A 12,383-nucleotide genomic window follows, 5' to 3' on the forward strand; every position below is an offset into this window, starting at 1 on the left:
GATGAGTGAAAAAAACACAATTCATTTCATAATCACACGTCAAGATACAGCAGATGGAAAGCCTTATGATGAGGAATTTGAAATCCCTTACCGTCCGAATATGAACGTCATTTCTGCACTCATGGAAATTAGACGTAACCCGGTCAATAAACAAGGTGAAAAAACAACGGCGATCAACTGGGACATGAACTGTCTTGAAGAGGTGTGCGGAGCTTGTTCTATGGTTATTAATGGAAAACCACGCCAGTCATGTACAGCCTTGATTGACAAGTTAGATCAGCCGATCCGTCTTCAGCCGATGAAGACATTCCCGGTCGTGAGAGACTTGCAGGTTGATAGAAGCCGCATGTTCAACTCCTTGAAAAAAGTAAAAGCATGGGTGCCGATCGATGGCACATATGATCTTGGACCTGGACCAAGAATGCCTGAGAAAAAACGTCAATGGGCGTATGAGCTTTCTAAATGTATGACATGTGGTGTCTGCCTTGAAGCTTGTCCAAACGTAAATGATAAGTCTTCCTTTATGGGCCCTGCTCCGCTTTCGCAAGTTCGTCTATTTAACGCACATCCGACAGGTGCGATGAATAAGTCTGACCGTCTAGAAGAAATTATGGGAGACGGCGGTCTTGCGAACTGCGGGAACTCTCAAAACTGTGTGCAGGCTTGTCCGAAAGGAATCCCGCTGACAACGTCAATTGCAGCACTTAACCGAGATACAACATTACAAGCTTTCCGTAACTTCTTCGGAAGCGATCACGCAGAATAACATCACATTCAGTCCTCTTTGCCAATCATGATGAGTGTTTACAAGAGGCTGGATGGAACACAAAATAAACGCCTCTTCCAATATGGGAGAGGCGTTTATTGATGAATAAGGAGATGATGAAGTGAGACTTCCGTCATATATTGAAGAACCATTTGAAGAATGGAGAGCATCCTTTCGATTTTATGTCGAAACGACTGTCCGTTTTTCAGAAACGGATATGTTCGGCCATATGAACAATGTCACCCCTTTTGTCTATTTTGAAGAAGCACGGATTGCCTTTTTTCAAAAAACAGGAATTGTGGATAAACGAATGAAACGTGTGAAAGAGACGATTACAGTCGTGGCAAATCTGCAATGTGATTACATCAAACAGGTGGAGATTGGGGAGCGGCTTCGTGTGTATGTAAAGCCGGAAAAAGTCGGATCAAGCTCACTTATCCTTCATTATTTAGGAGAAAACGAGCAGCAGGAACCATGCTTTACAGGCTCAGTCACCATGGTGCAAATTAATAAAGAAACAGGCGCATCTGTCCCATTTACAGAGGAAGAAAAAGAGACATTTCAAGCTCAGCGAAATGGGTAGCATGCAGCCTCAGCAACGTGTAAGCTTCATTTTGTTATAATAAAAAGATCATATCAAGAAGAACAAAAGGAGAACACATGAAGATTTTTCAATATGACACCATTGATAGTACAAATAATGAAGCGAAAAGGCTCATTCAGCAAGGAGAAAAACCTTCATTTGCTGTCTATGCACATCAGCAGACAGAAGGAAGAGGCAGGCTAGGCAGACCGTGGGAAACACCTGCAGGGAATGTCGCTTTGACCATGACAGTTTTGCCGCCAGAAGAACTCTCCACCCAGTCAACGATTGCTCCGCTGACGGCACTAGCGATCTACGATGTACTCAAACCTCTCATCAGGGCTGAGGATCAGCTGGCGATCAAATGGCCAAATGATATTCTCATCAATGAAGCAAAGGTATCAGGCACATTGATTGAAGCGGACCGTACCGCCATTTATATCGGGGTTGGCATCAATGTGAAGACAAAGCCGGAGCATGTTCCGTACAAAACCATTTGCCTATCAGAGCTTACAGAGGTGAATGCCGATCAGCTTGTGAAGGAACTTGCCGCCGCTTTTGAAAAATATCATACACGCTGGAAGAATGAAGGGTTTGAAACACTCACTTCCCTCTATAACAAACGGTTATATCGTCTTCATAAACCGCTGCGGATTTCGTTAGACCGTGAAAAACAAACATGGGAAGAGGGCATTTGCTACGGAGTCAACAGCTACGGTCATCTCCAGCTCAAAGATGAGAAAGGGCAGATAAAAGCTCATTCTGCTGGAGATATCGATGCACCGCTTCAGCATTAAAAAAAGCAGACGATATTCTCGTCTGCTTTAAGCTTCTCTTTTAATCTGAGGCTGAATCACATAATCTTGTTTTGTGAAAACAACTCCGTCTAGAATTTCTCTTGCAGTTCGAATGACTTTGACTCTGTTTTGAGAGGTGTCAATTTCCGTTTGCATAATACCAGCAGGATGCCCAATACGAAGTGTGTCACCTTGTCCTTGAAACAGCTGAGAAGGAAGCGTTTCATCCAAGAAACAGCTGGCTGTCACACAGACAGAACCGGTAATGGCAAGTGCTTGGTGTGGCCTTTGCATCGATAGCATACGAACGATGATGTCCATATCTTCTGCTCGTCTCAAGATTCCATTTGTATCTACATAATCAGCAGGCTCGCTAATGAGCGCAAGCTTTGGAACAGCTGGAGACTGTAATGTGGCCATTTCTTTTGGTGCAAAGTGACACATTTCAGCAGCGAGGGAACGAATTTCTTCTAAATCATCCAGTAATTCGTCTGTAAACTCTTCAGGTAATTCAGTTCCTTTTAATTGAATATCTTTGGCACGAATAAAGGCAATTGGATTTGCAATGTCAACGATCGAGATTGGAATCTCCCCAAACTTTGTTTGAATCGTATCAATTTTGTTTCCAGTCGGATAGGTTTTACCTGTGACAGCTCCTTCAGGTTTCTCAAAGGATAAATAAATGGGAGAACCAGTTCCTTTTACGCCTGGAATTTCTGCCTGTCCTTCAAATTTTACTTCTCCATTTTCAACTTCGACCTCTGCCGTAATGACTTTATTTGTATTGGTATTGAGGATACGTACAGTCGTAATGGGCTCAACTGCTTGAACAAGTCCTTTAATGATCGCATACGGACCAACGGCTGAAGAGATGTTCCCGCAGTTTCCTTTAAAGTCGACATATCTCTCATTAATACTGACCTGTGCAAATGTATAGTTCACATCCACATCCGGGCGTGTGGCTTTATCGATAATGGCCACTTTACTTGTTAAAGAATTACCGCCGCCGATCCCATCGACCTGCAGCCGGTCAGGACTGCCCATAATGTCTAATAGAAATGCCTCGAGCTCATCGTGTTCATATGGTGCATTGTCAGCGTGAATGAATACTCCTTTGCTTGTACCGCCTCGCATGATTGTGATTGGAACTTTTCTCATGACTCTCACCCTCAATTTTTAATTAACTGTTTATCTAACCAAAATGGTAAAGTATAATAAGAAATAAGTTAAATACATTATTTTGAGAGAAATCAATAAAAATATTTTATAATTAGTAAAAAAGGAGGGCATACAATGGATGAAAAAGATTGGCGGTTTTTAAAGGTACTTTATGAAGAAAAGAACATCACAAAAGCGGCAGAAAAATTATTTGTCTCTCAGCCTGCCTTAAGCTATCGATTGAAACAGCTTGAAGAGGAGTTTGATATGAAACTTTTCTTTAAAAGAAAACGAGGAATTGAATTTACATCAGAGGGCGAATACTTGGCTAAATACGCAAATGACATGCTCAAACAGCTGCAGCAAACGAAAGATGGCATGCTCAATATGCAAAAAAAGGTCAAAGGAACGATCCGGTTAGGGGTCTCAAGTAACTTTGCCCAGTATAAACTGCCAGAAATATTAAAAGAATTTTCTAAGCAGTATCCACATGTTCAATTTATGGTCAACACAGGCTGGAGCACAAAGGTAATGGATTTATTAGGAACATCAAGTGTGCATTTAGGGATTTTAAGAGGCGATTATGACTGGAATGGAGAGCGTTTTTTGCTTGATAAAGAGCGTCTTTGCATTATTTCAAAATCAGAAATTCAGCTAAAGGATCTCCCGAATCTGCCGCTCATTGACTATCATACAGACAGTTCATTAAAACGGCTGATTAACAGATGGTGGCAGGAAACATTCACAATGCCTCCGCTTGTCACGATGGAGACAGACCGTCAGGATACATCAAAAGAGATGGTGAAGCATGGTTTAGGCTATGCCATTGTCCCAGAAATTTGCCTCAGACCAAGTGATGAGTTATTTGTAAAAGGACTTTCGTATAAAGATGGACAGCCTGTTTTAAGAGATACATGGCTCATGTACCAGCCAGACTCACTTCATTTGTCTGTGGTGAAAGCGTTCATTGAGTTTTTAAGAAATCAGCAAGGTTGATTATAAAAGAAATTTATTGAATATACGAAAAAATCGATATTTTCATTATAAAAAAAGCTATTATATCCTTGAAATAGAAAGCGCTAACATATAGATCGCAAGTGCAAGGGGGCGCTTGCAGATCATGTAAAGAAGAGGATGGAGGGATATAAAGTGCTAGCTATTTTAGGGATCTTGATGGTCTTGACATTTACATTTCTCATTATGACAAAACGTATGCATCCGGTGGTGGCTCTAACCGTTGTACCTATCATATTTGCATTGATCGGCGGCTTTAACAAAGGGTTAGGGGACATGATGCTTGATGGACTGAAAACTGTTGCACCATCAGCTGCTTTATTGTTATTTGCGATTTTATTCTTCGGTGTCATGCTGGATGCTGGATTGTTTGATCCTCTGATTAAACTCATTCTACGTATTGTAAAAGGTGATCCTGTCAAAATTGCTTTTGGGGTAGCGATTTTGTCTATGCTTGTTGCATTAGATGGTGATGGAACAACAACGTACATGATTACCGTATCAGCTATGCTGCCACTTTTCTTAAGAATTGGGATGAACCCATTAATTTTAGGAACAATTTCATTATTATCATTAGGAATTATGAGCGGAATGACGCCATGGGGCGGTCCAGCTACTCGTGCAATCGCGGCGCTTGGATTAGATGCAGGCGAATTTTTCATTCCATTACTCCCAACGATGGTTGGAGGCGGTCTTTTTATACTTTTTACTGCTTATGTACTTGGGAAAAAAGAAAGAAAACGGATTGGGATTGCAGAGATTCAGTACAAAGAAGAGCCGTCCATTTCTCCTGAATTGGCTGCATCAATTGAAGATGGAGTAGCTGATATCAAGAGACCGAATCTGATTTGGATTAACTTCTTCCTTACAGTTGCTGTCATGGTCACACTCGTCATGGATATCATACCAATTCCTGTACTCTTCTTAATTGGATTTGTCATCGCTCTGATGATCAACTATCCAAAGGTTGAAGATCAGCGCGAGCGAATTTTATCTCATGCAGGAAACGCATTAACGGTTATCACACTTGTATTTGCCGCAGGGATTTTCACAGGGATTTTTTCTGGAACAAAAATGGTTGAGTCCATTGCCAATTTGGTCATTTACATGATTCCGGATTCCTACAGCTCATTTTTCCCGCTGATTGTTGCTTTGACGAGTATGCCATTTACATTTGTGCTCTCAAACGATGCTTACTATTTCGGAGTGCTGCCAATCTTGGCTGAAGCCGGCGCAGCTTACGGGATTGATCCGGTGGAAATTGCACGTGCCTCTATCATAGGGCAGCCTGTTCACTTACTGAGTCCGCTTGTAGCTTCAACACTGCTGCTTGTCAGTATGCTGAACAAAGATATTGGTGATTTGCAAAAATATGCACTGCTATGGACCGTGTTAACTGCCCTTTTTACAACACTTATTGCATTGTTAACAGGCGCCATTTCAATCTTTTAAATACCACGCAAAAAAGGACGATGTCTCGGGGAGGAGACTCGTCCTTTTTTGCGTGGATGAAAGCGCAGAAATTGGACGCTGATATGCGGGATTTCTTGATTTTAACGTCACCTACCTCAGGCACCCGGCATATGATATCTCGACTATACAGAATCCCATTCTATAGAGACTAGAGCTCTCACCTTAGCAAGGAGGGTTACAATACTTGAAGGAGAAAGAGTTTCAATCCAAGCCGCTATTAACCAAAAGAGAAAGAGAAGTATTCGAATTGCTCGTCCAAGATAAAACAACAAAAGAAATTGCAAGCGAGCTTTTTATTAGCGAAAAGACTGTTCGAAATCACATTTCGAATGCCATGCAAAAGCTAGGAGTCAAAGGCCGTTCACAGGCCGTAGTCGAGCTTCTGCGTATGGGTGAGCTAGAGCTCTAAAGTCAGCCGGTTTTCCTTCCATATCGGGAAGGAACCGGTTATTTCTATATAGTTTCCATGAGTCTCTTCTTGCATTTTCTTTAAAAAACGAGGAAAATAGACATATACGTTTTAATCAAAGTGAGATGCTATAGTGAGGTATCAATAAAATGGAAACGAATGAATCAGGCCATGTTGCAGAGATTGAAAAATCATTGCGCCACATTGCCGCAATTATTAAGCAAAAAGGCAGAGAAATCCTCAATCAATATACGATTACACCTCCACAATTCATTGGGCTTCAGTGGCTTTATGAATTCGGAGATATGACAATAGGCGAGCTGTCACAAAAGATGTACTTGGCTTGCAGCACAACCACTGATTTAATTGATAGAATGGAAAAAAGTGAACTTGTCGAACGGGTGAAAGATCCATCTGACCGCCGCGTGGTTCGCATTCATTTATTGCCTGAAGGCGAGCGGATCATTCAAGAAGTGATTGCTAAACGCCAAGAATACGTCAGTGAACTTCTAGGGGCTTTCTCAGAAGAAGAAGCCATCGTTTTCAACCAATCCTTAACGAAACTACAGCAGCAAATGAAAAGAAAATGAGGCGATTTTGTTGGATCAACCAATCGGCGTCATTGATTCCGGCGTCGGCGGTTTAACCGTTGCAAAGGAAATCATGAGACAACTGCCAAAAGAAAAAATCATTTATGTAGGCGATACAAAACGATGTCCATATGGCCCGCGGAAAGAAGAAGAAGTCCTTCAATATACGTGGGAAATGGCACACTACTTACTAAAACACCATCATATTAAAATGCTCGTCATTGCATGCAACACAGCAACGGCGATCGCACTGGATGAAATTAAAGCAACGCTTGATATTCCGGTCATTGGCGTCATTCAGCCTGGCGCCCGTACAGCGATCAAGGTGACAAACAACCAGCATATTGGCGTTATTGGCACAATCAATACGATCAAAAGCGAGGCATACAAAGAAGCGCTGCTGTCACTAAAAGCAGGTCTAACGGTTCAAAGTCTGGCGTGTCCGCTCCTTGTCCCATTTGTGGAAAGCGGTACGTTTTTAGATCAGACAGCAGAGGCAGTGGTGAAAGATTCCCTTGAACCGATGAAAGAAACAGGAATTGATACACTTATTCTTGGCTGCACACACTATCCGATTTTAAAAGAGCCGATTCAGCGCTTTATGGGCAGTGATGTCAGCATCATTTCATCAGGAGATGAGACAGCGAGAGAAGCAAGTACGATTCTTTCATATAAAGGGCTGTTAAATACCTCTAAAGAAACGCCTGTCCATACATTTTACACAACAGGGCAGCAGCAAAATTTCCAAAACATCGCTCGTGACTGGTTTGGCTACCTGCCAGGGAAGGTCGAAACCGTGTCACTTGAACACATCTACCAGCAATAACCCCTTCTACTTGAAGCGGGTTATTTTTTTATGAAAAGGGTCTAATCCTCCGAGGGAGCTCGTATACATAGTAGTACAAACTACTAGAGGAGGGTGAAGTATGCTGAAAAAAGGATCTACAGCAGCTGTTACGTGTATCGCGTCAGCCATGCTTTTGTCAGGATGCGGATTGTTTCAAACAGACCAAGCGAAAACAGAGATTGATCCACCACAAAACGTCACATATGTGAAAGAAAATAAAGAAGATAAACAAACAGCCAAAGAAGGAAAAGAAGAGAAGCAGGCAGATACGGTCATGAGAGAACTATATTTAATTGATAAAAACGGGTATGTCGTCTCTCAATCCATTCCACTGCCGAAAAATGAAGGAAGTGCAAAACAAACCCTTGAATATCTCGTGGACGGGGGACCTATTTCTAACTTAATGCCGAATGGCTTCAGAGCAGTGCTGCCAGCGGATACGCGCGTATCTGTCGATATTAAAGACGGAACGGCGGTTGTCGATTTTTCAAATGAATTTAAAAACTATAAAAAAGAAGACGAGCAGCGCATTTTGCAATCTGTCACTTGGACGTTAACTCAGTTTGATTCCATAGCCAAAGTCAAATTGAAGATGAATGGACATGAACTAAAAGAAATGCCTGTGAACGGTACACCTATCTCAGATGATTTAAGCAGAGAAGACGGTATTAATATCCAGCACGAGGCTGCTGCTGATATGACAGCGACAAAGCCAGTGACGGTTTACTATTTAGCTGAATCTGATGAACAGACGTACTATGTTCCAGTGACCAAAAGAGCGCCAAAAGACGAGGATGATCCGATTACAGCAGCGATTGATGAGCTCGTTTCTGGACCAAGCAAAAAAAGCCATCTGCTTACAGACTTTGATCAAGATGTGAAGCTGAATGATGTACCAAAAGTAAAAGATGGCCATGTGACACTTGATTTCAACGAATCTATTTTTGGCAGTGCAGATGAAAAGAAAAAGGTCATTTCACAAAAAGTTCTTGATAGCATTGTGCTCACATTAACCGAGCTGCCGAACGTCAAAAGCGTATCTGTCAAGGTGAACGGCAAGGCTGAGCTTGTGAACGAAAAAGGAGCAGAGCTTACAAAGCCGGTTTCACGACCAGAACAAGTGAATACAGGTAGTTTTTAACGTCACACATTGATATAATGGAGAAAAAGAGGCATGCATATTCGCTGCCTCTTTTTTATTCCAAGCGATTAGAACGAGCTGAGGTTGTCAAAGTTAGTAGGAGAACCCCGCTGGCACTCGCGAGGAATGTATATCGTAACGGAGGTAAAACATGAGATTAGATGAAAGACAATATGACGAATTGAGAAAAATTGAAATAGAGGCAGGCTACATCACGCACCCAGAAGGCTCTGTCTTAATCTCAGCGGGAAATACGAAGGTGATTTGTAACGCATCGATCGAAGACCGCGTACCTCCTTTTTTAAGAGGAGAAGGAAAAGGCTGGATTACAGCAGAATATAGCATGCTTCCAAGAGCAACTGCACAAAGAACGATAAGAGAATCATCTAAAGGAAAAGTCACAGGACGTACGATGGAGATTCAGCGTTTAATTGGACGAGCACTCCGCGCAGTCGTTGACTTAGAAAAGCTTGGCGAACGCACGATTTGGATTGATTGTGATGTTATTCAAGCAGACGGCGGCACACGAACAGCATCCATCACAGGTGCTTTTGTTGCCATGACACTCGCGATTCAAAAGCTGCGAGCTGAAGGAGTCATCAAAGAAAACCCGATTACTGATTATTTAGCGGCGATATCCGTCGGAATTGATTCTCAGCAAGGTCTTCTGTTAGATTTAAACTATGAAGAAGATTCTTCTGCTGAAGTAGATATGAATGTCATCATGACAGGCGCTGGTCGCTTTGTTGAACTTCAAGGAACAGGCGAAGAAGCGACATTCTCAAGAGAACAGCTAAACGGACTGCTTGATTTAGCCGAAAAGGGCATCAAAGAATTAATCGAAAAGCAAAAAGCAGTAACAGGAGAAGTCATCGAATAAAGAGAAGGGTTTGATCAGGATGAAAACAGCCATCATTGCAACGCACAATGCGGGCAAAGCGAAAGAATTCAAAGCCATTCTTGAGCCAAAAGGATTCACGGTCAAAACACTAGCAGACATTGGCTTTACTGAAGAAATTGAAGAAACAGGACAAACCTTCGAAGAAAATGCCATCATTAAAGCCGAGGCCATCCAAGCCAAAGCAGGTGAAATGGTCATTGCAGACGATTCCGGTTTGTCGATTGATTATCTGGGCGGAAAACCTGGCGTGTATTCAGCGAGATACGCAGGTGAGCATAAAGACGATGCGGAGAATGTGGAAAAAGTGCTGAGCGAACTTCAAGGCATTGAAAAAGAAGACCGCACAGCCAGGTTTAGATGTGCCCTTGCTGTAAGCATACCGGGAAAAGAAACAAAGACGGTAGAAGGATCAGTAGAAGGCTTCATCGCTGAAAAACCTATCGGCGAAAATGGCTTCGGATACGACCCAATTTTCATCGTCAAAGACAAAGACCAGACGATGGCCGAGTTATCACCAGAGGAGAAAAACAAGATCAGCCATCGAGCGGTCGCGCTTCAAAAGCTTTCATCACTGCTAGACGCAAATGAATAAGGGGGAATGAAGCCATGAAGATACTCATCATTAGTGACAGTCATGGACTCACAGACGAACTTCAAACCATTGCCAAACGGCATGAGGCTGAAGTTGACATGATGATTCACTGCGGAGATTCAGAACTCGAAACGAACCACCCAGCACTCGAAGGATACAAAGTCGTCAAAGGAAATTGTGACTTTATGGGCGATTTTGAAGAAGAGCTCCTGCTCCCACTTGATGGAGGCGGAAAACTATTTCTCACTCACGGACATCTGCATGGCATCAAACAATCCTTACTTCAAGTCTACTACCGTGCAGAAGAGCTGGGCGCAGACATTATCTGCTTTGGCCACTCGCACATTCCAGGCAGTGAACTGCTAAGAGGAAAACTCCTCATTAACCCAGGCAGCGTGCACTTGCCAAGAGTGCGAAAAGAGCGCAGCTATGCTATACTGACACTAGATGGAAGCGAAGCAAACGTACAGTTTTTCACGGACGAAGGTCAGGCCATACAAGACCTCGAAAACTCTGTCACATTGGAAGGTATTTCATAAGGGTGCAGCATTTGCCCCTTATGAAAAAACTTTCGAAAAACCGTTGACTTTAAAGAACAATAGTAATATAATAAATCTTGTCGCTGAGGTAATACACCAAAGCACAATACATAACAACATGTCCCAGTAGCTCAGCAGGATAGAGCAACGGCCTTCTAAGCCGTCGGTCGGGAGTTCGAATCTCTCCTGGGACGTTAAAACTGTTAAAAGCCAGAAACGTTGTTTTATCAACGTTTCTGGCTTTTTTGCTAGTATTTATTAAATATTGCTCTGATCTTTCCTATGAGTTCTTAAAGATTTGTTTTATCCCTAGGGTAGTCATTCTTATATTAAATTAGATGAAACTTTTATTTGTTTTTTTCGTAATAGAAATAGCGGTGATGACATTTTGATTGATATAGATGATATGTTGTTTGAACTTAAACAAGAAGTGAGAAAAGTGAATACAATGAAATACTTATTAATAGATTCTCCTTTTTTAAATGAAGTGAAAGAAGAATCGGAAGTGAAGGCGCAAAAAAAGAACAAAATTTTTGTGGAATGTATATTAAAAATAGTCTCATGTTTAATTGTATTTATATTATTTATTTTCCTCTTAAATAAATTTTCACATGGAAAAGTATTCTTAATTGCAGTTGTGCTTGTTTTCTTGCTACTATTATTTATAGCTATATACTGTATAATGAAAGGTTTAACTTATTTTTCTGAATTGTCAGGGTTTAAGACTTTTGATGAGTTAAGAAAAAATGTTATTTATGAAGCTTTTAACGAAAAACTAAATAAACATAATTTTTCAACAACTCAAATTGAAAAATATATATTGCCTCAACTAAAAGAAATAAATAAAGATAGAAGAGAAGCTTCTATAACAACATTTTTGAAAATTTCTATTCCTTCTATTCTAGTTTCGATGATCGCGAGTTGGTTTACTCTTATTATAAATACTGCTGTTGAAGAACCATCTCTAAAAGAAGAAGAGTTTAATCAAGTTCTAGGTTTATGGTTGATACACGGGATTCAAGTAATGGTTGTCGGAGCTTTTTGTATACTGGTATACATTATGCCCAAAAAATTTTAAGTTCGAACAAAAACTATAAATTATTAGAAAAATTTTTTTATAGCTATCTTTTAGAGAAAAACTTGAATGCTTCAGTAAATAAAAAAGCAAAAAAGTCTAAGAAGAGAAAATAAACAAAAATATTTGTAACTAATCAATAAAATGTTATTAACCAAGAGCACAGAAATAATAAGCTATTTTAAGATGCTATGTTTACAACAGGCTACGGTGACGGCTTTTGGGGGCTAGATCAAAACGGAGAACCTGCTTGCCTTGTGACAGACTTTTTATTAGTAGACTGATGAGAAACCCATGAAAACATGGGTTTTTATTGTTCTCTGATTATAGAGTATTAGTAGAGAGATCTAGTGAAAGTGGATAAAGTTTTGAAGACTTACGATAAGAGATCCTTTTTTCTCTCGGCAAATGTTGCTGGCTATTCGAAACAATATTGTTCTTGCCGATAAAAAGATTAAAAGCACAAAAAGATATGAAATTTGTTAAACAAACGTCAAT

General features: G+C 41.0%; 14 protein-coding genes and 1 tRNA gene. 14 read left to right on the top strand and 1 reads right to left on the bottom strand.

All coding sequences use genetic code 11. The features are described 5' to 3' along the window. The first annotated feature begins 1 nt into the window (after position 1). From sdhB to JJ692_RS08260, 3 genes are all read left to right on the top strand, one after another. Positions 2-766: a succinate dehydrogenase iron-sulfur subunit gene (sdhB, locus tag JJ692_RS08250; RefSeq protein ID WP_024423211.1), complete on the top strand. Its 765-nt coding sequence runs from the start codon at positions 2-4 to the stop codon at positions 764-766. 121 nt (positions 767-887) lie between these two features. Beyond that, on the top strand, positions 888-1,349 hold the full coding sequence (locus JJ692_RS08255; protein WP_024423210.1) for an acyl-CoA thioesterase: 462 nt from the start codon (positions 888-890) through the stop codon (positions 1,347-1,349). Positions 1,350-1,426: 77 nt separating this feature from the next. Then, the gene (locus JJ692_RS08260; RefSeq protein ID WP_133744278.1) at positions 1,427-2,146 is read left to right on the top strand and encodes a biotin--[acetyl-CoA-carboxylase] ligase; all 720 of its coding nucleotides are present in this window, start codon (positions 1,427-1,429) and stop codon (positions 2,144-2,146) included. Between the two features lie 27 nt (positions 2,147-2,173). Here the strand turns inward: JJ692_RS08260 and JJ692_RS08265 are convergent, their stop codons facing one another. Next, the gene (locus JJ692_RS08265; RefSeq protein ID WP_206534398.1) at positions 2,174-3,304 is read right to left on the bottom strand and encodes a 2-methylaconitate cis-trans isomerase PrpF family protein; all 1,131 of its coding nucleotides are present in this window, start codon (positions 3,302-3,304) and stop codon (positions 2,174-2,176) included. A gap of 135 nt (positions 3,305-3,439) precedes the next feature. Here JJ692_RS08265 and JJ692_RS08270 point away from each other — a divergent pair, with 135 nt between their 5' ends. The 11 genes from JJ692_RS08270 to JJ692_RS08320 all read left to right on the top strand — a co-directional run bounded on the left by JJ692_RS08270 (position 3,440) and on the right by JJ692_RS08320 (position 11,888). Continuing rightward, positions 3,440-4,300, top strand: coding sequence for a LysR family transcriptional regulator (locus tag JJ692_RS08270; RefSeq protein WP_024423208.1), 861 nt, complete (start codon positions 3,440-3,442; stop codon positions 4,298-4,300). Positions 4,301-4,453: 153 nt separating this feature from the next. Then, positions 4,454-5,770, top strand: a complete 1,317-nt coding sequence (locus tag JJ692_RS08275) for a CitMHS family transporter (protein WP_024423207.1) — start codon at positions 4,454-4,456, stop codon at positions 5,768-5,770. 205 nt (positions 5,771-5,975) lie between these two features. Next, positions 5,976-6,200: a spore germination transcription factor GerE gene (gene gerE, locus JJ692_RS08280; RefSeq protein WP_003184172.1), complete on the top strand. Its 225-nt coding sequence runs from the start codon at positions 5,976-5,978 to the stop codon at positions 6,198-6,200. A 149-nt stretch (positions 6,201-6,349) separates the two neighbouring features. Beyond that, complete coding sequence (locus JJ692_RS08285; protein WP_024423206.1) at positions 6,350-6,790, top strand: MarR family winged helix-turn-helix transcriptional regulator; 441 nt, start codon at positions 6,350-6,352, stop codon at positions 6,788-6,790. Positions 6,791-6,797: 7 nt separating this feature from the next. Further along, complete coding sequence (racE, locus tag JJ692_RS08290) at positions 6,798-7,616, top strand: glutamate racemase (protein WP_369810464.1); 819 nt, start codon at positions 6,798-6,800, stop codon at positions 7,614-7,616. Between the two features lie 100 nt (positions 7,617-7,716). After that, complete coding sequence (locus JJ692_RS08295; RefSeq protein ID WP_206534399.1) at positions 7,717-8,778, top strand: GerMN domain-containing protein; 1,062 nt, start codon at positions 7,717-7,719, stop codon at positions 8,776-8,778. A gap of 151 nt (positions 8,779-8,929) precedes the next feature. Continuing rightward, positions 8,930-9,658: a ribonuclease PH gene (gene rph / locus JJ692_RS08300; protein ID WP_024427165.1), complete on the top strand. Its 729-nt coding sequence runs from the start codon at positions 8,930-8,932 to the stop codon at positions 9,656-9,658. A 10-nt stretch (positions 9,659-9,668) separates the two neighbouring features. Next, positions 9,669-10,271: an XTP/dITP diphosphatase gene (locus JJ692_RS08305; RefSeq protein ID WP_162860205.1), complete on the top strand. Its 603-nt coding sequence runs from the start codon at positions 9,669-9,671 to the stop codon at positions 10,269-10,271. Positions 10,272-10,285: 14 nt separating this feature from the next. After that, entirely contained in the window at positions 10,286-10,810 is a 525-nt protein-coding gene (locus JJ692_RS08310) for a YfcE family phosphodiesterase (RefSeq protein ID WP_206534400.1), read from the top strand. A gap of 120 nt (positions 10,811-10,930) precedes the next feature. Further along, positions 10,931-11,004: transfer RNA gene (locus JJ692_RS08315), tRNA-Arg, on the top strand. 194 nt (positions 11,005-11,198) lie between these two features. After that, on the top strand, positions 11,199-11,888 hold the full coding sequence (locus JJ692_RS08320) for a hypothetical protein (RefSeq protein WP_206534401.1): 690 nt from the start codon (positions 11,199-11,201) through the stop codon (positions 11,886-11,888). The last annotated feature ends 495 nt before the right edge of the window (positions 11,889-12,383 follow it).

Origin of the sequence: Bacillus sp. 3a (assembly GCF_017161885.1) — a bacterium.
In the GTDB taxonomy this organism is placed as follows: domain Bacteria; phylum Bacillota; class Bacilli; order Bacillales; family Bacillaceae; genus Bacillus; species Bacillus safensis.